Origin of the sequence: Micromonospora sp. NPDC023644 (assembly GCF_040640115.1) — a bacterium.
In the GTDB taxonomy this organism is placed as follows: Bacteria; Actinomycetota; Actinomycetes; order Mycobacteriales; family Micromonosporaceae; genus Micromonospora.
Map to the genome: position 1 here is coordinate 1 of NZ_JBFABA010000043.1, position 25,129 is coordinate 25,129.

24 protein-coding genes and 1 pseudogene are annotated in these 25,129 nt (G+C 72.1%); 12 read left to right on the forward strand and 13 right to left on the reverse strand.

Going from position 1 to position 25,129, the window contains the following annotated elements; genetic code table 11:
- Window positions 1-284: 284 nt before the first annotated feature.
- Window positions 285-593 (reverse strand): hypothetical protein, encoded by a 309-nt coding sequence (locus AB0G08_RS23735; RefSeq protein WP_358091575.1) that lies wholly within the window; start codon window positions 591-593, stop codon window positions 285-287.
- Between the two features lie 826 nt (window positions 594-1,419).
- On the opposite strand from AB0G08_RS23735, the gene AB0G08_RS23740 reads away from it, so the two are divergent.
- From AB0G08_RS23740 to AB0G08_RS23750, 3 genes and pseudogenes are all read left to right on the forward strand, one after another.
- On the forward strand, window positions 1,420-1,977 hold the full coding sequence (locus AB0G08_RS23740; protein ID WP_358091577.1) for a dihydrofolate reductase family protein: 558 nt from the start codon (window positions 1,420-1,422) through the stop codon (window positions 1,975-1,977).
- A 399-nt stretch (window positions 1,978-2,376) separates the two neighbouring features.
- Window positions 2,377-2,979 (forward strand): hypothetical protein, encoded by a 603-nt coding sequence (locus tag AB0G08_RS23745; protein WP_358091579.1) that lies wholly within the window; start codon window positions 2,377-2,379, stop codon window positions 2,977-2,979.
- A gap of 51 nt (window positions 2,980-3,030) precedes the next feature.
- Window positions 3,031-3,180, forward strand: a pseudogene (locus tag AB0G08_RS23750) (transposase); the annotation flags it as partial.
- Between the two features lie 36 nt (window positions 3,181-3,216).
- On the opposite strand, the gene AB0G08_RS23755 reads toward AB0G08_RS23750, so the two are convergent.
- From AB0G08_RS23755 to AB0G08_RS23770, 4 genes are all read right to left on the reverse strand, one after another.
- A complete protein-coding gene (locus tag AB0G08_RS23755) occupies window positions 3,217-3,564 on the reverse strand; it encodes a hypothetical protein (RefSeq protein WP_358091581.1) in 348 nt (115 codons plus the stop codon).
- A gap of 58 nt (window positions 3,565-3,622) precedes the next feature.
- Window positions 3,623-4,057: a hypothetical protein gene (locus tag AB0G08_RS23760; protein WP_358091583.1), complete on the reverse strand. Its 435-nt coding sequence runs from the start codon at window positions 4,055-4,057 to the stop codon at window positions 3,623-3,625.
- Between the two features lie 101 nt (window positions 4,058-4,158).
- On the reverse strand, window positions 4,159-5,139 hold the full coding sequence (locus AB0G08_RS23765) for a helix-turn-helix domain-containing protein (RefSeq protein ID WP_358091585.1): 981 nt from the start codon (window positions 5,137-5,139) through the stop codon (window positions 4,159-4,161).
- 168 nt (window positions 5,140-5,307) lie between these two features.
- Entirely contained in the window at window positions 5,308-5,670 is a 363-nt protein-coding gene (locus AB0G08_RS23770; RefSeq protein ID WP_358091587.1) for a hypothetical protein, read from the reverse strand.
- A gap of 352 nt (window positions 5,671-6,022) precedes the next feature.
- On the opposite strand from AB0G08_RS23770, the gene rox reads away from it, so the two are divergent.
- Window positions 6,023-7,450 carry a rifampin monooxygenase gene (gene rox, locus AB0G08_RS23775; RefSeq protein ID WP_358091589.1) on the forward strand — a complete coding sequence of 476 codons (1,428 nt, stop codon included), beginning with the start codon at window positions 6,023-6,025 and terminating at the stop codon, window positions 7,448-7,450.
- A gap of 18 nt (window positions 7,451-7,468) precedes the next feature.
- On the opposite strand, the gene AB0G08_RS23780 is transcribed toward rox, so the two are convergent.
- On the reverse strand, window positions 7,469-8,044 hold the full coding sequence (locus AB0G08_RS23780) for a TetR/AcrR family transcriptional regulator (protein WP_358091591.1): 576 nt from the start codon (window positions 8,042-8,044) through the stop codon (window positions 7,469-7,471).
- A gap of 116 nt (window positions 8,045-8,160) precedes the next feature.
- Here AB0G08_RS23780 and AB0G08_RS23785 point away from each other — a divergent pair, with 116 nt between their 5' ends.
- Complete coding sequence (locus tag AB0G08_RS23785) at window positions 8,161-9,714, forward strand: MFS transporter (protein WP_358091593.1); 1,554 nt, start codon at window positions 8,161-8,163, stop codon at window positions 9,712-9,714.
- Window positions 9,715-9,730: 16 nt separating this feature from the next.
- Here the strand turns inward: AB0G08_RS23785 and AB0G08_RS23790 are convergent, their stop codons facing one another.
- Window positions 9,731-9,853 (reverse strand): hypothetical protein, encoded by a 123-nt coding sequence (locus tag AB0G08_RS23790; protein WP_358091595.1) that lies wholly within the window; start codon window positions 9,851-9,853, stop codon window positions 9,731-9,733.
- A gap of 114 nt (window positions 9,854-9,967) precedes the next feature.
- Between AB0G08_RS23790 and AB0G08_RS23795 the strand changes: the two genes are divergently transcribed.
- The 4 genes from AB0G08_RS23795 to AB0G08_RS23810 all read left to right on the forward strand — a co-directional run bounded on the left by AB0G08_RS23795 (window position 9,968) and on the right by AB0G08_RS23810 (window position 12,594).
- Window positions 9,968-10,453, forward strand: coding sequence for a GNAT family N-acetyltransferase (locus tag AB0G08_RS23795; protein WP_358091596.1), 486 nt, complete (start codon window positions 9,968-9,970; stop codon window positions 10,451-10,453).
- A gap of 117 nt (window positions 10,454-10,570) precedes the next feature.
- On the forward strand, window positions 10,571-11,497 hold the full coding sequence (locus AB0G08_RS23800; protein ID WP_358091597.1) for a hypothetical protein: 927 nt from the start codon (window positions 10,571-10,573) through the stop codon (window positions 11,495-11,497).
- Window positions 11,498-11,718: 221 nt separating this feature from the next.
- Window positions 11,719-12,309: a hypothetical protein gene (locus tag AB0G08_RS23805; protein ID WP_358091598.1), complete on the forward strand. Its 591-nt coding sequence runs from the start codon at window positions 11,719-11,721 to the stop codon at window positions 12,307-12,309.
- Window positions 12,310-12,321: 12 nt separating this feature from the next.
- Window positions 12,322-12,594, forward strand: coding sequence for a hypothetical protein (locus AB0G08_RS23810; protein ID WP_358091599.1), 273 nt, complete (start codon window positions 12,322-12,324; stop codon window positions 12,592-12,594).
- A gap of 368 nt (window positions 12,595-12,962) precedes the next feature.
- Here the strand turns inward: AB0G08_RS23810 and AB0G08_RS23815 are convergent, their stop codons facing one another.
- On the reverse strand, window positions 12,963-13,709 hold the full coding sequence (locus AB0G08_RS23815; RefSeq protein WP_358091601.1) for a hypothetical protein: 747 nt from the start codon (window positions 13,707-13,709) through the stop codon (window positions 12,963-12,965).
- Between the two features lie 132 nt (window positions 13,710-13,841).
- Between AB0G08_RS23815 and AB0G08_RS23820 the strand changes: the two genes are divergently transcribed.
- From AB0G08_RS23820 to AB0G08_RS23830, 3 genes are all read left to right on the forward strand, one after another.
- Window positions 13,842-14,441, forward strand: coding sequence for a TetR/AcrR family transcriptional regulator (locus AB0G08_RS23820; protein WP_358091603.1), 600 nt, complete (start codon window positions 13,842-13,844; stop codon window positions 14,439-14,441).
- Window positions 14,438-16,066 carry an acyl-CoA dehydrogenase family protein gene (locus AB0G08_RS23825; RefSeq protein WP_358091605.1) on the forward strand — a complete coding sequence of 543 codons (1,629 nt, stop codon included), beginning with the start codon at window positions 14,438-14,440 and terminating at the stop codon, window positions 16,064-16,066. The genes AB0G08_RS23820 and AB0G08_RS23825 overlap by 4 nt, the downstream gene beginning before the upstream one ends.
- A gap of 190 nt (window positions 16,067-16,256) precedes the next feature.
- Window positions 16,257-17,840, forward strand: coding sequence for a DHA2 family efflux MFS transporter permease subunit (locus AB0G08_RS23830; RefSeq protein ID WP_358091607.1), 1,584 nt, complete (start codon window positions 16,257-16,259; stop codon window positions 17,838-17,840).
- A gap of 53 nt (window positions 17,841-17,893) precedes the next feature.
- Here AB0G08_RS23830 and AB0G08_RS23835 read toward each other — a convergent pair whose 3' ends face one another.
- The 5 genes from AB0G08_RS23835 to AB0G08_RS23855 all read right to left on the reverse strand — a co-directional run bounded on the left by AB0G08_RS23835 (window position 17,894) and on the right by AB0G08_RS23855 (window position 25,108).
- Window positions 17,894-19,771, reverse strand: a complete 1,878-nt coding sequence (locus AB0G08_RS23835) for an ABC transporter ATP-binding protein (RefSeq protein ID WP_358091643.1) — start codon at window positions 19,769-19,771, stop codon at window positions 17,894-17,896.
- Between the two features lie 311 nt (window positions 19,772-20,082).
- Window positions 20,083-20,982, reverse strand: coding sequence for a bile acid:sodium symporter family protein (locus AB0G08_RS23840; RefSeq protein ID WP_358091609.1), 900 nt, complete (start codon window positions 20,980-20,982; stop codon window positions 20,083-20,085).
- A 259-nt stretch (window positions 20,983-21,241) separates the two neighbouring features.
- Entirely contained in the window at window positions 21,242-22,504 is a 1,263-nt protein-coding gene (locus tag AB0G08_RS23845) for a family 16 glycosylhydrolase (protein WP_358091611.1), read from the reverse strand.
- A 71-nt stretch (window positions 22,505-22,575) separates the two neighbouring features.
- Window positions 22,576-24,129 (reverse strand): ricin-type beta-trefoil lectin domain protein, encoded by a 1,554-nt coding sequence (locus tag AB0G08_RS23850; RefSeq protein WP_358091613.1) that lies wholly within the window; start codon window positions 24,127-24,129, stop codon window positions 22,576-22,578.
- Between the two features lie 202 nt (window positions 24,130-24,331).
- Entirely contained in the window at window positions 24,332-25,108 is a 777-nt protein-coding gene (locus AB0G08_RS23855; RefSeq protein WP_358091615.1) for an IclR family transcriptional regulator, read from the reverse strand.
- Window positions 25,109-25,129 lie beyond the last annotated feature (21 nt).

A 25,129-nucleotide genomic window follows, 5' to 3' on the forward strand; every position in this document is an offset into this window, starting at 1 on the left:
GGAGCGGGGCGATTGGAACCGAGCAATCGCGGTGGTCGGTGCTGCTGCGGAGTGCTACAGCACCGACCACGAGCGCCATAACGCACACCTGTGGCGGTGAGGACCTACGGCAGCGGGCACGGTCCGGAGATGGTGGAGCGCAGTGTCTCCTCGGCCGCCTGGTCCGAGACCGGGATGGGTCGAGCGCCGAAAGGGACGAGGGAATCCGACCTCGCCAGCGGAGCGGCTTGCGGCGCTTGCATCCACAGGAACATCGGGATGGCAATTCGGTCCGGCTATGTCGCCTACTTCACCGCCTGCATCGGCTGACCGGTCAAGAAGCTGTAACCGACAGTAGCCAAGATCATGACGCCGAAGGCTGCGAAAGCTATGCCAATCAGCCGTTCCAGCAGGATGAAGCGCGCTAGACGCTCCTCGTGCGGGACGTCTGGTAGCCGGCGCCATGGCGGAACTCGCTGTAGCACGCTCGCGGTGGACATCGATCGCCGCACGTGCCATTCCGTCACGCCGCGAAAGTTGGTGGCCAAGGCGACGCCTACGAGGCTCACAGCCGGACCGATGATGACAGCCGCCAGGACACGCCATGTCTCCATCTGGTTCCCTCCGGTGTGGTTACCGGATCTTAGTTGGCCACCCCGGCAATTGGGTGACCAAGTGAGTGACGATCGGCGCGGACGGCCCCGGGGTCAAGCAGACGGGCGTCGGACTTCACCTCGATCGAGCGATCCGTGGTGAGCCGGTGCCACCGCTCGCCGATGCACTTGTCGAACTCGCTACGGACGCCGACACCTGATGCCGCGACGGTCGAACCGTCTGCGTCAGCCTGGGCCAGTGGGACAAGGAGTTCCCGAACCAACTCGTCCTGGCCGTGGGCGAGCTCGGGTGAGGCAGCCGAGAGGCAGCGAACGCAACAACAATCGGCGGCGGGCGACACGGGACAGCAAGATGGCCATACTCGGCACCACCAGTGGCGCCCAAGTGCATCTAACGGTGGCGCTCGTCCCGTTTCACACCGAAGGCATCTGCTTGCTCCACCTCGGACCCGACGGGCACCGATCGCAGTCCGGCAGGCCGCAAGCGTGCACGTTAGCCGCCAGGTGGATCGATTCTGTCCCGGGGCAATCCATCCGGCTGCACTCCGTCGAGCCGTTCTCGTGGAGCGTCATGACGCCGAGGCACGACGGGGAGAAATTGACCCCGGCCGGACGACGAGCCATTCGAACCTCGCGCGGGTGACTAACTGAGTGACGATCAGGGGGCGATGCTTCGCCGACCGTAGCCTAGCGGACCGACAGTAGGTCAAGATCATGCCGTTTCCTCAACATCAACTATGCAACGGCCCTGTGCGAGCACACTGCTGATCCGCATCACTCGGCCTGCAAACTATGGAGTCGCCGCGTCGGGACTTAAGCTCGCGTCATGGGACTCTTGACCTTCAACATCAACGTCACCCTGGACGGGTGTGTCGACCATCAGGAGGGAATCGCCGACGACGAGACACGCGCCTTCTTCACCCGCCTCATGAACGAGGCCGGGGCGATGCTGTGGGGCCGCGTCACCTACGAGATGATGGAGAGCTACTGGCCGGCGGTCGCCCGCGGCGACGAGGTGGCACCGCCGGCGATGCGCGAGTGGGCGGTCAAGCTGGAGGCCAAACCAAAATACGTGGTGTCGTCCACGCGAAAGGACTTCCCGTGGACCAACAGCCACCACATCACCGGCAACCTGCGCGCGGGCGTGCAGAAGCTCAAGGACGCGACCCCGGCCGGCGTGCTCCTCGGTAGCGGCAAGCTCGCGACCGAGCTGGACCGGTTGGAACTGATCGACGAGTACAAGTTCCTCGTCCACCCCAGGATCGCCGGCCACGGCCCGACCCTGTACCAGAGTGGGCTGCCCAGCACGCGACGGCTCGAGCTGGTCTCGGCGAAGCCGCTCCGTGGCGGTGCGGTTGCCATGCACTACCGGCGCGCGCGCTGACTCAGGGCAGTCCCTTCGCGCCAAGCTCGCGGGCCGCGCGTCGTCGGTAGCCTTCTCGCCGCGCAACACGGCGTGCCCGCTGCACGAATCGGGTCTGCCCGGTAGGCGGTGCGTGAGGCCCGGCCGTTTTCATTAGTGAGTGGTTCTCTCGAACCGACCGGCGAAGGTGATCGCGAACGCGTTGAGCGCGGGCTTCCACTCATCATTCAGCGTGCCCGAACCCAGCGCGTCGAGCGAGCGCCCGCACGGTCGCACGATGGACGCCAAACCGCTTCACCCCACATTCCAGAAAGGGAGGTGGCGTTTCTGCTTGCGTACGGCGGTGAGGTTCAGCATCGGTCAGCGGGTGGGTGACGACCGGACGTGGGGATGTCCGCCTCTGCTGTTACTTTGCCGGCCGTGAATGACCAGTTGACGTGGATCGACCGGATCATCGAGGTGACCGGGTGGCGCCACGAGCCCGAGGGTGGTGCCGGCTGGGAGCAGGTGGAAGCGGAACTGGGCGTGGCGCTGCCGTCGGACTTCAAGGAGCTGTGTCGACGGTTCGTGCCGGGGGCGTTCTACGCGTACCTGGACCTTCTGCGGCCGACCGACGACCACGCGCAGCCGCTGCTTCGGACGTGGGCCTCATGTCGGCAGTGGGCAGCCGGGCATGAGTCCGCGCGGCTGTGGGCCCCCTACGAGATGTACGAGCCCGACAAGGGATCGGGGCTCATCCAGTGGGGCAGCGATCAGACCGAGGGGGAGTACTACTGGCTGGCGGACCGCTCGGTGGAGCCCGACCGGTGGCCTGTGGTCGCGCGGTGGGACGGCATCGAGCCGTGGCACCAGCTCGACATGTCGACGGCCGAGTTCGTCTACCGGGTGATCGCGGATCCGGAGTTCAAGCCGTTCACGGTGGCCGATCCACCGCGGCGACCCTTCTACCTGCCGCACTGGGCGCCGCCCCTGATGAGCGCCGACGACTGGGACGCTCTCACCGACCCGAATCGCAACAGCTGAACCACGTCCTCGGGGCCGCTGCCGTTCGGGGAGAACAGTCAGCGGCCCGCCCGGCTTTGCTCCGAAGCCGTGTTGGCGTACCTCTGTGGAGTTGCCGCCATCCCCGCGAGCTCGGGACGGGGGCGCCGCGGCCGCCTCCACCGGGGAGGCGACCGCGGCGCCGTCCACGCTACGCACACCATCGCGCTCTGCCGTCTGCGACGGCCTTGGGTCTGAATGCTGGTGCGCGGCTGCGGCTCAGACGCCGCAGGAGACCGTGGCGCCTCCGCCGGAGAGCAGGTCGCTTCGGGACCAGCCCGACACGCCGGTCGCGCGGTTGTGCAGGTAGGTCCAGCGGGCGCCGTCGTGCCCGGTCCGCCAGCAGCGGAACGTCGCGGTCTGACCGGGCTGGCCCTGGCCGCGTGAGGTGCAGTCGGGGCCGGGCCCGGTGCGGATGTTGATGCCGGTCCCGGCGAACGTGCCGTTGACCTGCGGCTCGAAGCTGGCGATCCCCTGCGGGCAGGACGCCTGGGCCGGAGCGGCGACCGCCAGCACGGCGGCGCTGCCCAACATGACGGCGGCGATCGAGATGCGTGCGAGTCTCATGCGGATCTCCTCGACGATGTGACGGACTGTGGGGTCAGCCGTGTCGGTGGATGCGGGATCAGAAGTGGGGATCGAGACCGCTGCCCCAGGTGTACGAACCGGTGGCGGACAGCCGGAAGTCACACTGGATGTGGTACGACCAGCCGCCGTTCTCCTCGGTGAGGTAGCTGTGGTGCCGGTAGGTTCCGGCGCTGGGGACCCCGGGCCAGAGTTGGTCCGTCCAGGTGTACGTGCCGGGCAGGATGCGGCCGGTGTAGGTCTCGCACGGTGCCGATGTGGGGAAGGTCCACCAGCCGTAGGTGCCGTCCCTGAGCGTGATCTCGCGGCTGACGAGTGCGACCGGCATCCCGCTGTTCGGCGCGGCGGTCAGGTCCTGGGTCTTCTGGTTGTAGGCCACGTCGGCGGCCCGCGCCGTGCCGGGCAGGACCGGCAGCATGGCGAGGACCAGGGCCGCGGCGGTGGCCCGGTAGAGTCGCTTTGCCCACGAGCGCATGATTTTCCCTTCTCAGTGCTGTCGCTTCGGATGAGCCGACTTCCTGAGACGAGACTGCCCGCCGCATCCACACTTGTCATTGCGGCGGGGTGCACAGGTGTTTAGTCTCCGTGCACGGTTGGGAGCTGCTGGCGAAACTCGGTGGGCGATTGGCCGTAACGGGCGCGGAACGCCTGGCTGAAATGCGCGGCGCTGGTGAATCCCCACCGCGCGGCGGTCGCGTTGATCGTGCGGGCGGCGAGCCGGGGCTCGGCGAGGTCGCGTCGGCACCGCTCGAGGCGCTGTTCGCGGATCCAGCCGGCGACGGTGTGCTCCTCCTGCTGGAACAGCTTGTGGAGGTAGCGCACGGAGATGTGGTGCGCTGCGGCGATCACCTCCGGGGTCAGGCCCGGGTCGCCGAGATGGTCGCGGATGAAGGCGTGGATGCGGGCGGTCAGCGCCCGCCGGCGCGCGTCCGCGGGGACGACCTTCCGGGTGTCCAGCGCGTCGGCCAACGCCGTGATCAGCACGTCGAGCGTCAGGGTGGCCACCCGCGCGGTCTCGGCCGGGGTCAGTTCGTCCATCTGGTCGGCGAGCTGTAGCAGGAAACGCGACGACAACGCGCCGACGCCGCGGGCGCCGGAGATGCGGACGGCGCTCAGTTCACGCAGTTCCCGGGGAGGAAACGGCAGCAGAGCCCGGGGGAAACGCAGGAGCAGCATCCGGCTCGTCGAATCGTCCGGCCGGAGTTCGGCCACGTACGGACGCGAGGTGTCGTAGAGCACGAGATCCCCGGCGCCGAACTCCGCACGTCTGCCGTCCTGCGTCAGCGTGCCGCTGCCACTGACCATGCAGCTCACCTTGAACACTTCCGGGTCGGCCTGCCGGATCAGCCGGGGCGTGCGGCGCACCGAGTGCGCCATCGTCGTCATCAGGGTCGCCTGCACCGGGCCGAACTCGCTGATGCCGACCCGCGCCTCGAATCCGGTCTCCGCCTGCCGCTCCCGGGCCAGGTCGTACGGCACCCAGAGCGTCGCGCTGACCTCGCGCCAGAAGGCGAACCGGTCGCCCGGCGAGACGTCGGCAGTGCTGACAACGTCCATCGACCAACCATAGTGACCAGCCCGGGCGAGCCCGTCGAATCAAGCCCCGCCGGCGGCCATGTCGAAGCCCTGCTGCCAGGGGGAGCGAGCGTACGGCCGCGTCGTGGGCCTGGTCCGAGCCGCCGGCCTTCGGGCATCGTGGACGGCGCCTCTGTGGGCCGCACGGTGTCAACCGAGGTCGTACGGATCCCGGGCAGCCAGTGCCGCGGCCTCCGACAACCCGAGGCGGCCGGCGACCCGCCGCCGCGACCGGACCTGGGCGCGCGTTCGTGGCCGGTACTTCGGCTCCCGCGAGCATCCGCAGACCTGGAAACCCTCGTAGCGCAGCCCCGCCCCGAGAACCGCCGCGACCGCAGCCCATCCGGAGTCGTTCCGCCGGCGGGGGGCCGCGAAGTCGTGTCCGGCGAAGACCATCGGCTGCCGACACGAGGTGCAGAGGTGCTTGGCGTCGTCCCAGGCGTACTTGTGACTACGGCGGCACGACACGCACACGTAGTGGACCTTGTAGGTGATCTCGGCGTATCGGCACATGTCCGCATGGTAGTGGCGCGCCGAGGCCGGCGGGAGAAGCTGTCGACAGCACCGCCGTGACCATTCATGGCGAGCAAAAAGCAAAGGCAGGGAGATCGTCAGCTCCCCGCCACTCTCAACATATAACGCACCCGGGGCCTTGCGGCAAGACCCGGGTCGTGCCTCAGAATCGTCGGCCGAGGGCAGAACCTGCCTAATCAAGAGATTCGTGACGTACGCGTGCTGTTGTCGGCGTATGGGCGCGCAGGGACGTCGAACCGCAGGGCCCGCGAACCGGCGCGGGGGTGCGGGCGTACGCGCCGCCGGATGCGTGGAGCGGCTGGCCGGATCTCGATCCTGAATGAGAGGTTCCATGATTGACGTGATCGTGGTCGGCGGTGGCCCGACCGGCTTGATGCTGGCCAGCGAGTTGCGGCTGCACGGCGTGCGCGCGCTCGTGCTGGAGAGGGAGGCGGAGCCGACCAGGTACGTCCGCGCGCTCGGCCTGCACGCGCGCAGCATCGAGGTGCTGGATCAGCGCGGGCTGCTGGAGCGGTTCCTCGCGCTCGGCAAGCAGTACCCGGTCGGTGGGTTCTTCGCCGGCATCGCCAAGCCGCCGCCGGACCGGCTGGACACCGCACACCCGTATGTCCTCGGCATCCCGCAGCCCACCACCGACCGCCTGCTGGAGGAGCGCGCCACGGAACTCGGCGCCGAGCTCCGGCGGGGCTGCGAGCTGGTGGGGCTGAGCCAGGACGACGACGGGGTGAGCGCCGAGCTGGCCGACGGCACGCGGCTGCGCTCGCGCTACCTCGTCGGCTGCGACGGCGGGCGTAGCACGGTGCGCAAGCTGCTCGGCGTCGGCTTCCCGGGCGAACCCACGCGGGTCGAGACGCTGCTGGGCGAGATGGAGGTGACCGAGGACCCGGAGACGGTGGCGGCCGTGGTGGCCGAGGTCCGCAAGACCCAACTGCGGTTCGGCGTCGGCCCTCTCGGGGACGGGGTGTACCGCGTCGTCGTGCCGGCCGAGGGGGTGGCAGAGGACCGCACGGTCCCGCCGACCATCGAGGACTTCCGGCGGCAGCTGCGGGTGTTCGCCGGCACCGACTTCGGCGTGCACTCACCGCGCTGGCTCTCCCGCTTCGGCGACGCCACCCGGCTGGCCGAGCGCTACCGGGTCGGCCGGGTGCTGCTGGCCGGCGACGCGGCGCACATCCACCCGCCCACCGGTGGGCAGGGGCTCAACCTCGGCATCCAGGACGCGTTCAACCTCGGCTGGAAACTGGCCGCCGAGGTGAACGGTTGGGCACCGGAAGGGCTGCTGGACAGCTACCACACCGAGCGGCACCCGGTGGCCGCCGACGTGCTGGACAACACCCGCGCGCAGATGGAGCTGCTCTCCACCGAGCCGGGCCCCCGGGCGGTGCGCCGGCTGCTGTCGGAGCTGATCGACTTCCAGGACGTGAACCGGTACCTGACCGAGAAGATCACCGCCATCGCGATCCGCTACGACTTCGGCGAGGGGCACGAACTGCTCGGCACGCGGATGCGCGACGTCGGCTTGACGCGGGGCCGCCTCTACGGGCTGCTGCACGCTGGTCGCGGACTACTCCTCGACCGGACCGGCCGGCTCTCGGTCGCCGGGTGGGCCGACCGGATCGACCACGTCGTCGACGGCAGCGAGGAACTGGACGTGCCCGCCGTGCTGCTGCGGCCGGACGGTCACGTGGCCTGGGTCGGCGAAGACCAGGCAGATCTCCTCCACCGGATGCCGAGGTGGTTCGGCGTCCCCGTCAGCTGAGCGCCGTTCGAGCCCTGATCAGCGCGCGTCGACGAGCGGGCCCTCGTCGCGGGACAGCCGGATGAGCAGGTCCCGCAGGTGCCTCGCCTCGTCCGGGTCCGTGCCGCCTCCGTAGAGACTGGCGACGGCGGCCCCGTCCGCGGCGAGGGTGATGAGCCGCACCCGGTCCGGGTCCAGGCCGTCGGCGTCCAGGGCCTCGCTCCAGATCCGGTTGTCCTCATGCAGGAACTCGGCCACGGCCGGAACGCCGGCCAGCGTGGCGGCCAGGATGACGTGCTCCGGGACGGTCGAACCGTCGCCCAGCCCGTCGAAGGTCGCCCTGACGTAACCGCGTACCAGCCGGCCCCGGGCGTGGTCGCGCGGATCGACGGCGGCGTGCACGGCGGTCGTGAACTGCTCCGCCAGGTCGCGGGCCAGCTCCAGCAGCAGCTGTTCCCGAGTGCGGAAGTGGTGCAGCAGCCCGCCCTTGGAGACCCCGGCGGTGCGGGCGATGAGATCCAGGCTGACGCGCGCACCGTGTGCGACGACAGCGCGGGCGGCGGCATCCAGCACCACCCGGCGGGTCCTGGCGGTGTCACGTTCGCGAGGCGGCATGCCCGTGTCCTCCGTTCCTGAGCTTTCCGACCGCGCCGCTGGGGTGTCGGGCGCGTCACCACCTTAGCCGACCAAATGGCTTGCACAGCCGACCATTTGGTCCGTAGCTTGGCGGCATGAGCAATGCGGATCTGGCACCCGACGCTGCCACCGCCACCGCCACCGCCACCGCCGCCGGCGGGCGCGCCGGCTTCCAACAGTGGGCCGCCCTGGCCGCGTTGACCCTGGCCGTCACGCTGCTGGCCGTCGACGGCACCGTGCTGGCGCTGGCCGTGCCCGCACTGGTCGCGGAGCTGGAGCCCACCGCCACGCAGCTGCTGTGGATCGGCGACGCCTACTCCTTCGCCCTCGCCGGCCTGCTGATCAGCATGGGGACGCTGGCCGACCGCATCGGGCGCAAGCGGCTACTGCTGATCGGCGTCGCCGGCTTCGGCGCCGCGTCGCTGCTGGCGGCCTTCGCTCCCAGCGCCGGCTGGCTGATCGCGGCCCGGGTGCTGCTCGGCGTGGCGGGCGCGACGCTCATGCCCTCGACGCTGTCGATCGTGCGCAACATCTTCACCGAGGCGCGTCAGCGCACCCGCGCCGTCGCCGTCTGGTCCGCCGGTGCCTCCGGCGGCGCGGCGCTCGGCCCCCTGGTCGGTGGAGTCCTGCTGGAGCACTACTGGTGGGGCTCCGTCTTCGTGATCAACGTCCCGGTCATGCTGCTGGTGCTGGCCGGCGTCGCCGCCCTGGTGCCCGAGTCGCGCGACCCGCGTCCCGGGCGCTTCGACCTGCTCAGCGCCCTGCTGTCGGTGGCGGCGATCGTCGCCCTGGTCTGGGCCGTCAAGCACGCCGCCACCGCCGGCCTCGACCTGGCCGGAGTCGGCGCGGCCGCGGCCGGCCTCGTCGGCGCGGTGCTGTTCGTGCGCCGTCAGCGCCGCCTGTCCGCCCCGCTCGTGGACCTCACGCTGTTCGCCCGTCCGGTCTTCACCGGCACCGTCGTCGCCAGCCTGATCGCCATCTTCGCCTTCAGCGGCCTGCTGTTCTTCTTCTCCCAGTACCTGCAACTCGTGCGCGGCTACTCGCCGCTTCAGGCGGGCCTGCGTGAACTGCCGCTGACCCTGGCCTCCATCGCGGTCGTCGCCATCGCCGCTGCCGTGCTCGCCCGCCTCGGCGTCGGCCGTGCGCTCAGCGTCGCGCTGCTGACCGCGGGCGCGGGCATGGTCGTCCTCACGTTCGGCGAGGGCTACGCGGGCTACGCGCCGCTGGCACTGGGCCTGGTCGTCATCGGCCTGGGCGTCGGCCTCGCCTTCACCGCCGCCACCGACGCGGTGCTCGGCGCGGTGCCGAAGGACCGGGCGGGCTCTGCCTCCGCCATCTCCGAGATGGCGTACGAGCTCGGCGTCGCCCTGGGCATCGCGCTGCTCGGCACCCTGCAGACCGTCCTCTACCGGTCGGCCCTGCCCGACCTGTCGACCCTGCCCGGCCCGACCGGCGAGGCGGTGCACGAGTCACTGGCCGCCGCCGACAAGGCGCTGAACGGCGACGGGCAGCAGGGCGTCGAGATCCTGGCCGCCGCCCGCGAGGCCTTCGTCCACGCCATGCAGACGACCTCGCTCATCGCGGCAGCCCTGCTGGTCGCGGCCGGCGTGGTCGCCTGGAAGCTCGTCCCGTCCCCCCGCGACTCGTAGCCCGTCGGCGACGCGTTCAGTCGAACCAGTTGAACAGCAGATCTCCGAGCCGGCCCGGCTGGTGGTAGGCCACGTCGCGGCACTCGTCCTCGGCGAGAAGCCGAGGCCTGTTGCCGTCCAGCGGAGCATCGTGCCCCATCACCCCGGGATCCGGGGGCCGGCAGACCGCCCCTCCCCGTGGTCGGGGACAGCGCCCGGCCGGCCGAGGACGAAACCGGTCGCCACCGGGACGTCGCATCGCGAGACTGTGCCGATGAGCGACGTGCGGGTACGACCGACCACCCTCGAACGGCACATCGACGAAGCCGCCCGGATCTGGGCGGAGGCGACGGCGGCCCGCGACGGCGACACCGAGGTCGCGCCGCTACGCCTCGCTCGACCCCTGATCCAGGCGGTGGTCGACGGCACGCCCCGGTCGCTCCTGCTCGTCGCCCTCGACGCCGACCGGGTCGTCGGGTTCGCCGCCGTCGAGCCGGTGCCGGCGGACGGGTCGGCCGCCGAGATCCGGTACCTCGGGGTCGAGCCCGACAGTTGGGGCCGGGGAGTCGGCCGGCACCTGATGCGGGCCGTCCCCGCCCACCTGACGGGCGCGGGGTTCGTCCGGGCCGAGCTGAGCGTCTACGTCGACAACCCGCAGGCGGTGAGGCTGTACGAGAGCACCGGCTGGCTGCCGTACGGCGAGGCCACCCCCCACCCGCGCAGCGGTCGCCTGGAACAGCGGTACCGACTCGACTGGTGACCGCGAGAGGGGCGGACCGCCAGCCACGTACGGGATAGGGTGTCGCGACGTGCCCCCACGAACGGATGTCCGGATGGACCTCTCCGGGACGTTGCCCCAGCCGCCCCGCGACCGCCGATGACCGACCTGCGGCAAGCCCACGACGTCGCGCACGCGCTCGCCGCCGCGGCCCTGGGCCGCGATCCCGGCCCGATGCGCACCGCTGCCAGCAGCTCCCACCACGTCTACGTCGGCCCGGACGTCGTCGTGAAGATCATCGACGTCGCCGGTCACTCGCGACTGAACCGGGAGATCGCCCTCGCGCCCCACCTGCCCACCGGCATCACGGCTCCTCTGCTCGACAGCGGGCTCCACCAGCTCGAGACGCGCGAGGTCCGGTACGCCTGCTACGCCCGCGTGCCGGGGGCCGCCCCCGGCATGGGCATGCCCGGTGTGGACGGCGTGACCGCGCGCCGGCTGGCCGAGGAGGCGGTCCAGCGACTGCACGCACTGCACAGCTGGACGCCTGCGGCCGACGCCCGGCAGACGCTGGAGGAGACGCTCGACCACGGCGGGTTCGTCAGCCGGGCCGCGCTCCTCGCCGAGGTGGAGAACCTCGCCGCCCTGGACCGGGACGGAATCGTGCCTCGCCGGGTGCTCGACGGCCTCACGGCGATCGCGGAGCGCGCGCCGTCGCACGCGCGCGCAGTCGTCCCGGTCCACGCGGACTGTCACTGGGGAAACTGGCTCGCCCACGATCGACGGGTGACGGCGCTGCTGGACTTCGAGTGGGCTCGCCTCGGCGAACCGATCGACGACTGGTTCTTCCTGGCCCGGTTCGCCGGCCCGCACATCGAGGCCGTCCTCGACGTCGTCGCCGATGCGACGACGACGTCCTCGGCGACCCTCCGGGCGGAGTGTGAGGTTCGCGAGGCGAGCCATCTCGCCTCGGACCTGCGCATCGCGCTCCAACGCGCCGACGCCCCCGCGCACATGGTCGCCGACAACATCCGTCACCTCGACGAACTCGTCGTGGGACGCCTCTGGTGGCGCCACGCCCCGTGACCGGGACCGGTCGGCCGCACTGGAACGGCTGTCAGGTCTCCGCCGGCAGTTGGTGGTCTTCCGACGGACGGCAGGCTGTGGCGGCTCGGCCGACCGTGCCCGGTTAGGGTGACGCCCCCTCGATCCCGCAGAGCTGGGCGAAGAACCGGGGGAGACTGCTCTGACCGGATGGAAGAAGCGGACGTCGAGCCGCTGCCGCCACCTGACGGAGGTGCATCAGCATGCAGACGACCGCGACCGACAACCACGCCGTGGCCCAGGCGGTCCACGACGTGGGCTCGGCCCTCTGGTTCGGTGGCACGGTGATGGGCGTCGCCGGGGTCAACAAGTCCGGCAGCGACCTGCAGCAGGGCATCGACCGGATCCGGGTCGCCGAGTCGGCGTGGGGCCGGTTCAGCCCCGTGCAGTGGCTGGGCATCGGCGCCACGATGCTCGCGAGCCTCCAACTGGCCCGCACAGGCGGACGCCGGATGGCGTTGCAGAAGGGCTTCGGCAGGGTGGGTGTGGCCAAGGCGGGCATCACCCTGCTCGGCGCGGCGGCCACCGGTTACGCCGCGTACTGCGGGAAGCGGATCGGTCAGCTGGCCGAGGAGGCGCACCGGCGGGGGGACAGGATCGAGGTGCGGGACGCCACCCTGCCCACCCCGCAGACGCCCGGCACGATCGCCACCTGGCAGCGCCGGCAACGGCTCGCGCAATACGCGGTGCCGGCCCTGGCGGGGGCCAACATCGTCTGCGGCTCGTACCTGGTGCAGTCCTACCGGACGGGCGCCACCGCCAAGGGTGTGCTGCGCCGGCTGCTGCCCGGCTGAGGGAGGGCGACGATGACCGACAGCGAGGATCCGCCGCCCCTGGGCCTGCCGCCCGAAGCCGACGCGGCCGAGCAGCGGCAGCCGTTGCTCGACGAGGGCCAGCCCGACGAGACGCCGGAGGCGCAGCCGCTGAACGCGACGGAGGCCGACCTGGCCGAACAGGGCGCCTCCGTGCCGGGCGAGCACGACCTGCCGGCGGGTGACCTGCCGGCGGACGCCAACCCCGCCGACGCCCTGGAGCAGCGCCAACTGGTCGAGCGCGGCGACGAGGACCGCCGGGACTGAGGTGCGCGACGTGCGGGCCGGGGCCCGCGGTCTGCGCTCCGCGGCCGATCGGCGCGATCGGGAGACGCGACGGCACGCGATGCCGGGAAAGGACGAGCCGTCATGGCGAGGGAAGGACGCGTGTCAGGTGGGCGGTGGCCCGCCGGGTGGCCGCTGCTGGTGGCGGTCCTGGCGGTGGCTGCCGTCTCGGCGTTGCGGCGGTGGCCTTCCGACGCCGTTGCCGCCTGGCCGGACGTCCTCGACGGGGGTACGGGCCCCCGGCGTCGGGTGGAGACCGGGCCTGTCGCGGTCGCCGGGCCCGGCGACGCCCGTAGCGCGGCGGATCTCGACGCCCGGTGACCGGCCGGTCCCACCCGGGGACCGGATCCCTAGCCGCGCTCGTCCCATCGGTCCGCGCAGGGGAGGGCGAGCAGCCGTACGAGGTCGCACAGCTCGCCGGACGCGTCGTGGTCCCGCAGCACGGGCGGCGCGTGCCGCAGCACCCACATCGACAGCGCGAGGCACGACGTGTCCTCCTCGTCGCGCCAGCTCGACCAGGGCAGACGGTCGCCGCGCAGGTCGAACATCCAATCGTCGACCGCCGCGACCAACCGTCGCCGCGCCGTCGGGTCGGCCAGCAGCTCCGCCCAGGTGGTCAGCCACGGGGCGAGCTGCCCGGTCACCTCGGCGACGAAGGCCAGCGCCTCGTGGGCGGGAACCTTCGCCCCGGGGTCGACCAGGGTGTGCTGCCACCAGGCGGCCAGGAACTCCCGTACCGCGTCGCGTTGCGCGGCGGGCCAGTCCTGCCAGCGACCCATGACGAACAGGCGGGACAGGGGGTCCATCCCCCAGACGGCATTCTCCTCGCCCGCCGCGAGGCGCCGGGTCACCGGGGGCAGGATCCGGCGCAGCAGCGGCCCCGGGTAGCGCCAGTCCGTGGTCCAGTACGTGCGGCGCAGCAGGTCCTCGTCGAGCGGCGCGTCGGGGGTCTTGAGCAGTGCCAGCTCCTCGGCGCTGCCCCAGTGGCACTCGCAGTTGGTCTCCCGCCGGTGGGCGGTCATGCCCCGGAAGGCGGCGGCCACGCCCGCCAGCGCCGCCTCCAGGCGGCGGTTCACGTCGATCGGATCAGGGGTCACGGCGGGGCCGCCTTCGAGGACTCCGGGGCGTACGCCTGCCGAAGAGAAGGATCCTAGACCCCGTCGCGGGCCTGGCGTCCGCCGGAGCGTGGGCCCTTGCCGGCAAGGATTGAATGGTGGTTCAATCCTTGCGTGGTCTACCGGAGCACCGAGCGCGTGCAGGCGCGGCTGAGTGCGTCCCGGGAGCGGATCGTCGCCGCCGCGCTGGGGATCATGGCCGAGCACGGCTACGCCGGCTGCTCGGTGGCCGCCGTCGCCGAGCGGGCCGGGCTGGCGACCGGCAGCGTCTACCGGCACTTTCCCACCAAGGCCGACCTGGTCGCCGAGGTGTTCCGCACGGCCTCGCAGCGCGAGGTGGACGCGGTGGCCCGCGCGGCGGCGCTGGAGAGCACCGTCGCCGCACGGGTCTCCACCATCGTCGAGACGTTCGCCGGCCGGGCGCTGCGGTCCCCACGACTGGCGTACGCGCTGCTCGCCGAGCCGGCCGACCCGGCGGTCGACGCCGAGCGGCTCGTCTTCCGCCGCGCCTACGCCGAGCTGATCGCCGGCCACGTCGCGCAGGGGGTGGCGAAGGGCGAGCTCCCTGCGCAGGATCCCGAGCTGACCGCCACCGCGTTGGTCGGCGCCCTGGCCGAGGCCATGGTCGGTCCGCTGGCCGCCGGCGTCGCCGGGCCGCGCACCATCGAGCACCTGACCACGTTCCTCCACCGCGCGCTGGGAGTGTCGCCGTGACGACGCACGAGGTCTTCAACCAGGTTCCCCCGCTGGTCGGTCACGACGCGGCCGACGACCCGGCGCTGCTCGACGGGCTCGAACGCGAGGGCGCCGGCTGGGCCGCCGCGCAGCTGCACGAGCTCGGCCGGTTGGGCGGCGGCGAGCAGGCGATCGAGTACGGGCGGCTGGCCAACGAGCACCCGCCGGTCCTGCGCACCCACGACCGGCACGGCCACCGGATCGACGAGGTGGAGTTCCACCCGGCCTGGCACGAGCTGATGCGTACCGCGGTCACCCACGGCCTGCACGCCGCACCGTGGGCGGACGACCGGCCCGGCGCGCACGTGGCCCGCGCGGCCAAGTTCTACACCTGGCGCCCCGACGCCGGCCACGGCTGCCCGATCTCGATGACCTACGCCGCCGTGCCGGCGCTGCGGCACGCCCCGGAGCTGGCCGCGCGGTACGAGCCGCTGCTCACCGCCACGACGTACGACTTCGGGCTGCGTGCGCCGCTGGCCAAGCGGGGACTGCTGGCCGGCATGTCGATGACGGAGAAGCAGGGCGGCTCGGACGTACGCGCCAACACCACCACCGCGCACCCCGAGCCGGACGGCACCTACCGGCTCCTCGGGCACAAGTGGTTCACGTCGGCGCCGATGTGCGACGTCTTCCTCACCCTCGCCCAGGCGCCGGGCGGGCTCACCTGCTTCCTCGTCCCGCGCGTCCTGCCGGACGGCACGCGCAACCCGATGCGGCTGATGCGCCTCAAGGACAAGCTCGGCAACCGCTCCAACGCCTCGGCCGAGGTCGAGTACGAGCACGCGGTCGCCTGGCGGGTCGGGGACGAGGGCCGTGGCGTGCGCACCATCATCGACATGGTCAACCTGACCCGCCTCGACTGCGTCATCGGCGCGGCGGCCGGGATGCGCCAGGGCGTGATCACCGCCGCCCACCACGCCACCCACCGGGGGGCCTTCGGCCGGTACCTCGTCGAGGCGCCCCTGATGCGCAACGTGCTCGCCGACCTCGCGGTCGAGAGCGAGGCCGCCACCGTCCTGATGATGCGGCTCGCCGGGGCGACCGACCGGTCGGCGCGCGGCGACGCCGGCGAGACCGCGTTCAAGCGCCTCGCCCTCGCCGTCGGCAAGTACTGGGTCTGCAAGCGCTGGCCGGGGCACGCCGCCGAGGCCCTGGAGTGCCTGGGCGGCAACGGCTACGTGGAGGAGTCGGGCATGCCGAGGCTGTTCCGCGAGTCCCCGCTGAACTCGATCTGGGAGGGCTCCGGCAACGTCGCCGCGCTGGACGTGCTGCGCGCCCTCGCCAGGGAGCCGCAGGTCATGGAGGCGTTCCGGGCCGAGGTGGGCGCCGCCGCCGGCGCCGACGCCCGACTCGACGCCGCCGTACGCCAGGTGCGGGCCGACCTGTCCGACCACGACGACGTCGAACTGCGGGCCCGCCGCGTCGTCGAACGGCTGGCCCTGGTCCTGCAGGGCTCGCTGCTGGTGCGGCACGGCCACCCCGCCGTCGCCGACGCCTTCTGCGCCTCCCGGCTCGGCGGCGACCACGGCCAGGCGTACGGCACGCTGCCCCGCGGCGTCGACTTCGCCGCCATCATCTCCCGCGCCGTACCCAAGGTGGGCTGACCGGAGGCGCCGGTCAGCCCGCCGGGCCGCGCCTTCGCGGGCGAGAGCCGCGCCGCTCCCGTCTTCTGCCGGCCGGAAATCGGACGCCGATCGTCGGTGCCGGTCGTTAGTCTGCCTGCGGACACTGCTCAGTACTGACAGGTCGAGGCACGGCCCCACGCCGGCCACAACGGGGATTTCAGGAGACTTCGTGACACAGCAATCCATCGCGACCTCGGACAAGCTCGACGCCTCGGTGCTCAAGGTGGCCGGCGTCGTCGTCCTCGGCGCGATCATGTCGATTCTCGACGTGACGGTCGTCACCGTCGCACTGCCGACCTTCCAGCGCGAGTTCAACGCGTCGTACGCCGAGGTCGCCTGGACGATGACCGCCTACACGCTCGCGCTGGCCACGGTCATCCCGCTCAGCGGCTGGGCCGCCGACCGCTTCGGCACCAAGCGGCTCTACATGGTCGCCCTGGCGCTGTTCACGATCGGGTCGGGGCTGTGCGCCAACGCCGACACGATCGGGCAGCTGATCGGCTACCGCGTGCTCCAGGGCCTCGGCGGCGGCATGCTCATGCCGCTCGGCATGACGATCATGACCCGGGCGGCCGGGCCGCACCGGATCGGCCGGCTGATGGCCGTCCTCGGCATCCCGATGCTGCTCGGGCCCATCGGGGGACCGATCCTCGGCGGCTGGTTGATCGACGTCGCGAGCTGGCACTGGATCTTCCTGATCAACCTGCCGATCGGGGCCGTGGCGCTCGTCTACGCCGCCCTGGCGCTGCCGAAGGACAACCCCGAGCCCTCCGAGTCGTTCGACTTCCTCGGCATGCTGATGCTCTCGCCGGGGCTCGCCCTCTTCCTCTACGGCGTCTCCTCGCTGCCCGAGACCGGCACGTTCGCCGACACCGAGGTGTGGGTGCCCATGCTGGTCGGCGGCGCGCTCCTCGTCGCCTTCGTCCTCTACTCCTTCAGGCCCCGGCACCCCCTGCTCGACCTGCGGCTGTTCACCAACCGCAACCTCACCGTCGCGACGGTGACCATGTTCGTGTTCATCATCGCGTTCATGGGCGCCGGCATGCTGTTCCCGAGCTACTTCCTGCAGATCCGCGGCGAGTCGACGCTGGCCGCCGGCCTGCTGATCGCACCGCAGGGCCTCGGCGCGATGGTGACCATGCCGGTGGCCGGGATGCTGGCCGACCGGGTCCCCGTCGGCCGCACCGTGCCGTTCGCGCTGGCACTCATCGCCGTCGGGTTCTTCACCTTCACCCAGGTCGACCCGCAGACGTCGTACGTGCTGCTCTGCGGGTCGCTGTTCGTCATGGGCCTGGGCATGGGCGGCACCATGATGCCGATCATGACCTCGGCGCTGAAGACCCTGAAGGCCCACGAGGTGGCCCGCGGCTCCACCCTGGTCAACATCCTCCAGCAGATCGGCGGGTCCGTCGGCGCCGCGACGATGTCGGTGATCCTCACCAACGAGCTGAACGGCTCCCGGCCGATCCCCGGGGCGACCGACCCGAGCGGTGCGCCGGTGAGCGAGGCCGGCCTCGCCATCGCCGTCCAGCAGCAGCCGGAGCTGGCCCAGCAGTTCCCGGTCGACCCGTCGCTCATCCAGCGCGGCCTCGACTTCGCCGCCAGCTCCTTCGCCACCACGTTCTGGGTCGGGTTCGCGCTGGTGCTGCTCACGTTCATCCCGGCCGCGTTCCTGCCCCGCCGGCGTGAGCCGTCGCACCTGCTCGACGACGAGCAGGCGGGGCAGGCGAAGGCGCCCGTCATCATCCACTGACGCCACGCTCGGGCCCCCGGGACACCGCCCGGGGGCGCCGGGCGCCCGGCGGGTCAGCGCTGCCGAGGTGCGCGGGCGTGGTCGCCGTGGGTGCCGTCGTAGCCGGCGGCCTGGAGGGCGAACAGCTCGGCGTACCGGCCGCCGGCGGCGACGAGTTCGGCGTGACTGCCGGCCTCGACCAGTGCGCCGTCGTGCAGGACGAAGATCCGGTCGGCGTGCCGGACGTTGGCCAGCCGGTGGGTGATGAGGATGGTGGTCACTCGACCCTGCCGGTCCCGGATGGCCTGGAACAGGGCGTCCTCGGCGCGCGGGCCGAGGGCGGAGGACGGTTCGTCCATGACCAGCAGTTCGGCGTCGCGGAGGAAGCCGCGGGCGGCGGTGATCCGCTGCCACTGGCCGCCGGAGAGGTCCTGGCCCTTGGCGAACGTCCGGTCGAGCAGCGTCTCGTACCCGTGGGGCAGGTCCCGGATCATGTCGTGCGCGACGGCACGGGCGGCGGCGGCCTCGATCCGGTCCTGCCGGGCCTCGCTCTCGACGTCGCCGACGGCGATGTTCGTGGCGGCGGTGAACGGCCACTTGTGGTATTCCTGCGTGACCACGGCGACGCGGGCCCGCAGCCCGTCGAGGTCCCACTCGGGCAGGGGCCGCCCGTTCCAGCAGATGACGCCCTCGGTGGGGGTGCGGAGGGAGGCGATCATCGCGGCCAGGGTGGTCTTGCCCGAGCCGTTCTCGCCGACGAAGGCCACGGTCTGCCCCGCCGTGATCGTCAGCGTCACGCGGTCGACGGCGGGGGTGTCCCGGTCGGGGTAGCGCAGGCTGACCTCCCGCACGGTCAGCTCGCGCAGGGGGCCGGGTGCGGCGCCCGCGACGTCGGTGGCCGGGTCGGGCAGGTAGGCGGCGGCGCGGGTCATGAAGCCGGTGTAGTCGCTGAAGTGCTGGCCCTCGGTGTAGACGCGGTCGACCTGGAAGGTGGCGACGGCCAGCGAGCGTTGCGCGGACTGCACCGCGACCACGCAGGTCGCCGCCGCCGCGAGCGGGATCTGGCCGTCGATGAGCAGCAGCCCGAGCAGGAGGTAGACCACGCCGGTGGCGACTCCTCCGACGACAGCCCCGACCGTGGTGGTCGTGGTGACCCGGCGGGCGAGGGCCAGCTCGATGTCGGTTTCCACCGCCATCACCCGGTCGTACTGGTCCAGCAGGAACCGGCGCAGCCCGTAGGAGCGCAGCTCCGGCGCCGAGGCCCGCTCGGCCATCAGCCGGTGCAGCAGCCACAGCCGCCGTCGCCGCACCGAGCCGGCCGTGTAGGTCCGGTACCGCAGGTGCCCGGCCCGCAGCGACGCCCACGCCTTGGGCAGCGTCGCGACCAGCAGCGCCAGCAGCAGCAGCGGGTGGATGACGACGACGGCGACCGCCACGGCGAGCAGGCCGGCCAGCCCGGCGAGCAGGTTCATCGACGACTCCACCAGCGCGATCGTCGACGCGGTGCCCCGGGAGGCCCGCTCCATGTCGTCGGCGAACGCGTCGGCGTCGAACGCCTCCAGGCGTACCGCCGTGGACACCTCGAACAGGCCGCGCTCCACCTCCCGGCTCACCCGCGGGCTGAGCCCGTTCTGCGCGTACCCGGTGGCGATGCCCATGCCGGCGCGCAGCGCGGTCGCCCCCGCCAGCACGGCGAGCGCGGGCAGCGCGGCGACCACCTTGTCCGCGGTCGGGCCCCCGGCGAACAGCTCCACGAGCACCCGCTGGGTGGCCAGCAGCCCGAACGCGGCCATCGCCCCGCCGCCGAGCGTCGCGGCGGCCACCACCGAGGTCCGGAGCCGGTCGGCCCGCCAGCTGATCCGCACCGCCGTCCAGACCAGCCGGGGCAGCTCGGCGAAGACGGCGAACAGGCCCGCCTCCGCCCGCGCCCGCACTCCTGTCTCCCACCACATCGTGCGCAGCTCCGGCAGGACCGACTCCGCCCGTGCCGGCGGTGGCGAGGCGCTGTCGCGTTCGGTTCGGGTGGCGGCTCCGGTCACGGGCGTGTCTCCTTGCTGCGCGGTGACGTGGTCGCGGCCGGGCCGCGGGCCGGCGGGCGGCGGGGAGTCGTCCCCGCCGCCTGCCCCACCCAGAGCATCCGGTCAACTACTAATGGTCACCGTCGGCGACGCGCCGGTCCATCCCCCGGGGCAGGGAAGATGGCCCGGATTCCGGCCGCTGTCCGCTCACCCCCAGCGGCCTTCGCCACCGCCCGGCGCGCGGCTCACACCGTGGTGGGCGACTGTCGCGTGGGCTCGGTCGCGGCGCTGCCACGGCGCGCGGCGACGAAGCCGAAGGCGGCGGCGGTGAAGAACATCAGGGTGCCGTAGATGGCCGCCGGCATGGCGATGTCGCTGTTGTCGAGCAGGGCCGGGCTGATCCCGATCGTGATGGCCAGGGTGGCGTTGTGGACGCCGACCTCGAACGACGACGCGACCGACTCGCGGTGCCCGACGCGCAGCAGGCGCGGCGCGGCGTACCCGATCGCCAGGCTGATCAGGTTGAACAGCAGGACGACGAGGCCGACCGCGCCGATGGTGGCGGCGAGCTCGTCCTTGATGCCGAGCAACGCGCCGGTGATCACCACGACGAGGACGACGATGGAGAGGATCTTCACCGGTCGCTGCATGCGCACGGCGAACTCGGGCCGGCGCCGGCGGACGACCATGCCGACCACGATCGGGATGAGCACCAGGGCGAACACCTGGATCACCTTGTCGAACTGCAGCCCGAGGGAGCGGTCCGAGCCCATGAACCCGGCGATGGAGAGGTTGACGATCAGCGGCAGCGTGAACAGGGCGAGCACCGAGTTGATGGCGGTCAGGGTGACGTTGAGCGCGACGTTGCCCTTGAACAGGTGGCTGTAGAGGCTGGCGGTGCTGCCGCCGGGGGAGGCGGCGAGCAGCATCATCCCGACGGCCAGCTCCGGGCGCAGGTCGGCGACGAGGACCAGGCCCAGACAGATGGCCGGCAGGATCAGCATCTGGCAGACCAGGGAGACGACCACGGCCCGGGGGTAGGCGACGACGCGACGGAAGTCGTCGACGGTCAGGGTGAGCCCCAGGCCGAGCATGACGATGCCCAGGGCGACGGGAAAGAGCACGATCGACAAACCGGAACTCACGGCGGCGGCCTCCTGATCGCGTACGCCAAGGACCACCGGATCGTCACACCGCGACCAAACGGCGGGCATCTCCTGACGTGCGGAGTTTGCGCCCGACGCAAGTTGCCGGGCGACGCGCGTCGCCTCGCCAGACGGCTGTTCCCAGGGGAGCGCTCGCCTGCCCACCGTGGCCCCGGCCGGCCTCAGGCCGGGCGTGCCGGTGGGCCGGTCCGGGCCGTGTGCCCAGACCGGCCCACCGTCGAGCGGGTGAGACTCCCGGTCAGACGCGCGACCACTTCTGGTTGGCGTCACCGGTGCAGTCCCACAACTGGAGCTTGCCCCCGTTGCCGGTGTTGCGGTCCCGTACGTCGACGCAACGGTTCGCGCTCAGGTTGACCAGGTCACCAGCGGCGTTGAGCGTGAAGCGTTGCGCCGGGTTGCCGTTGCAGGTGACGAGGTTGACCTCGGTGCCGTTCGCCGTGCCGGCCCAGGCCGGGTCCATGCACTTGCCCATCGCCCGGATCGTGCCGTCGCCGGCGAACGTCCAGGCCTGCGCGACGGTGCCGTTGCAGTCCCAGATCTGGAGCTTGGCCCCGTCGACCGGGTTCGCACTCGGGATGTCGATGCAGCGGCCACTGAGCGCGCCCCGGATCGCGGTGGTGCCCGGCGGCGGGTTGCCGCCCGAGGTGTAGCCCGAGACCCGCACGTAGTCCACGAGCATCTGCTGCGGGAACTGCGTGGTGGCGTCGGGGTAGCCCGGCCAGTTCCCGCCCACCGCCACGTTGAGGATCATGAAGAAGGGGTGGTCGAACACCCAGCGGTTGCCGCCCAGCCGGCCCGGGTCGACCCGGTGGTACTCGACGCCGTCCAGGTACCAGATGATGGAGTTCGGTTCCCAGTCCACCCGGTAGGTGTGGAAGCCGTCGGCGAGCGGCTGGCCGATGGTGCGGCTGCCGGTGATGCCGCCGCCGCCCGAGTAGCCCGGGCCGTGGATGGTGCCGTAGACGGTGTTCGGCTCCCGGCCGATGTTCTCCATGATGTCGATCTCGCCCGCGTTCGGCCAGCCCACGCTGTTCATGTCGTTGCCGAGCATCCAGAACGCCGGCCAGATCCCCTGACCGCGGGGGATCTTGATACGGGCCTCGAAGCGGCCGTACGCCTGGGTGAACGTCGCGGCCGTGAGCAGCCGGGCCGAGGTGTACTCGCACCGGCCGTAGTGGCACTGGTAGTTGGCGGGGTTCTCCCGGCGGGCGGTGATCACCAGGTTGCCCTGGCCGTCGTGCGCGGCGTTGCTCGTGCTGTTGGTGTAGTACTGCCGCTCGTTGTTGCCCCAGCCGCCGCCGCCGATGTCGAAGCGCCACTTGCTCTGGTCGACGGGCGCGCCGGCGGGCGCGTTGAACTCGTCCTGCCAGGTGATCCCCCCGATGGCGGCCTGCGCCGGCTCGGGGTGGACCGGCACGGCGAGGGCCGCCGTTACGCCGATGATCGCGGTCGCGGCGAGGGCGAGCGCCCACGGCCGGCGACGGGTACGGACTCTGAACATGTAGGACCTCCTTGGCATCTGTGCCGTCGATCGGCCGGCCGGTGCGGGCGCGACGGCGGACGGATGTCGGCTCAGCCGCGACGCCACTTCTGGTTGGCGCCGCCGACGCAGTCCCACAGGTGCAGGCGGGCGCCGTCCGCGTCGATCCACTCCTTGATGTCGACGCACTTGTTCGCCTGCGGGTTGACCAGGTCGCCGGCCGCCGAGAGGACGAACTGCTGGGCCGGGTTGCCGCTGCAGTTGGCGATCTGGATGGTCGCGCCGTTGGCGGTGGATCCCCAGGCCACGTCCATGCACTTGTTGTTCTGGGTACGCAGCGTGCCGCCGGTGAAGGTCCACGACTGCGCGGCGGTGCCGTTGCAGGTCCAGGTCTGCAGGGGAACGCCGTCGGAGAAGTTGGAGTTCGGCACGTCGATGCAGCGGTTGTTCCAGTTGCTGATCAGCCGGCTCCCGCCGCCGCCACCGGTGGTCACCAGGGACAGCCCGTAGACGCCGAGGATCTCGTTGACCGGCTGGAACCAGGTCGTGCCGCCCGTGGAGCAGTTGCCGGAACCGCCGGAGGTGACGCCCTGGGCCTGGTTGCCGGAGATCCAGGCCCCGCCGGAGTCGCCGCCCTCGGCGCAGGCGTTGCTCCGGGTCAGGCCCGACACCGCGCCCTGCGGGTAGTTGACGGTCTCGTTGCGGCCGAGGATGGTCCCGCAGCGCCAGCCGGTCGTACGACCGGAGCGGCAGACCGAGCTGCCGATCGCCGCGTCCTGCGAGCCGGCGACCGCCACGTTGCCCCCGGCGTAGTTGTTCACCCAGGGCTGCGGCGTCCAGGAGCCGTTGGTGCGGACCCAGCCGTAGTCGTTGCCGGGGAACGACGACCCGGCGAACGTGCCCTGCGAGACGTTGTTGAAGCCGAGGGTCGGGCTGCCGACGCCTCCGCAGTGGCCCGCCGTGACGAAGCCGCCGACGACCGCGAAGCCGACGGAGCAGAGGGTGTTGCCGTTGATCACGTACTGGTCGCCGCCGCGGATGTCGTAGAGCGGCCGGGGCGCGTCGGTGGCCGTGACCACCCGGATGGCGTCCGCGGGCACGCCGCTGGCCTTGGCGTACGCGATCGCCTTGTCGGCGGCGCCCGCCCGGGCCGTCACGACCACGCTGTTGCGGGCGACGTCGACGTGCCAGCCGTGCACGTCGCGGGGGTCGGCGGCGGCGGTGCGCCGGTCGAGGGCGCGCTTGACCGCGTCGAGGGTGCGCTCGCTGCGGGCGACGACCGTGACGTCGGCGCCCTCGGCGCGGACGGCCGGGGCGAGCGCCGCATCCGTGACCGCGACGGTGAGGCGCTGCCCGCCGGACGGGATCCACGCGCCGGCGAACGCCCGGCCGAGCTTCGCGCGCAGGCGCCGCTCGACCACCGGCGCCGCCGCCTCGGTGCGCAGGCGTTCGTCGACCTGAGCGGGCGTGAGACCGAGGTCGCGGCGCATCGCCTCAACCAGGGCGGGGCTGGGGCCGGCCGTGGCCGCCGCGTCGGGGGCCGGGGCGGCGGGGGGAGTGTCGCTCGCGTGGCCCGCCGTGGGGGTCAGGGTGACGAGCAGGAGGGCGGCGGCGACGGGACCGAGCACGCGCAGTCTTCGAGACAAGGGGATCCTCCCGGGTGGGCGAGGGCGGCAGACGGGATCAGAGAGCGCTCTCTGAGAGAAGTCTGTCGATGTCCCGACACATCTGTCAAGAAGGTTGCCAGTGGTGGCCCGGCCGTCGCCCTGGGCGACGGCCGGCGCGCCGGAGCGGCCCCGGGCGCCCGGAGCCCGCCGGCGGGCGGCGGGAGCGCCGGAGCGCGCCGGATCAGGCGGTGGAGAGCAGGCCGCGCGCCGCCTGGACCTGGTCGACGGCCCGGCGGAGGGCGGCCACGATCCGGTCCTCGCCGGCGGCGCCCAGCCGGGCCACCGGCACCGACAGGCTGATCGCGTCGCTCGCCGGGGCCGCCAGGGGTACGGCCGTCGCGAAGCAGACGATGCCCTCGGTGTTCTCCTCGCGGTCCACCGCGTACCCCTGTGCCCGGACGGCGGCGAGCTCGGCGCGCAGCGCGTCCCGGTCGGTCACGGTGTGCGGGGTGAGCGCGGGCAGCGGCCAGGTCAGCAGCCCGTCGAGCGCGTCGTCCGGGCGCTCCGCGAGCAGCGCCTTGCCCAGCGCGGTGGCGTGGGCCGGCAGTTGCCGGCCGATCGCGCTGTAGAGCCGCAGCGGGTGCACCGACTCGCGCTTGGCGAGGTAGACGATGTGCGCGCCGTCCAGCCGTCCGAGGTGGACGGTCTCGCCGAACTGCCGGGACAGGTCGTCGAGCACCCCGCCGAGCAGGCCCACGGTGTCGTCGCTGGTGAGGTACGCGGCGCCGACCTGGAGCGCGCGCACCCCGAGCCCGAACCGGGTGCCGGTCGGGTCGCTCTCCACCCAGCCGCGCTGGGCCATGGTGCGCAGGATGCCGTGCAGGCTGCTCTTCGGGATGTCCAGCGCGCGGGCCAGGTCGACCAGGGAGCGCCGCTGCGGCGAGGCGGCCAGCGCCTCCAGCACCTCCAGCGTCCGCGTGGAGGACTTCACCGGTTGGAACCCGCCGGGCAGCGTCATGACCGCCACTGTAGCGGGGTT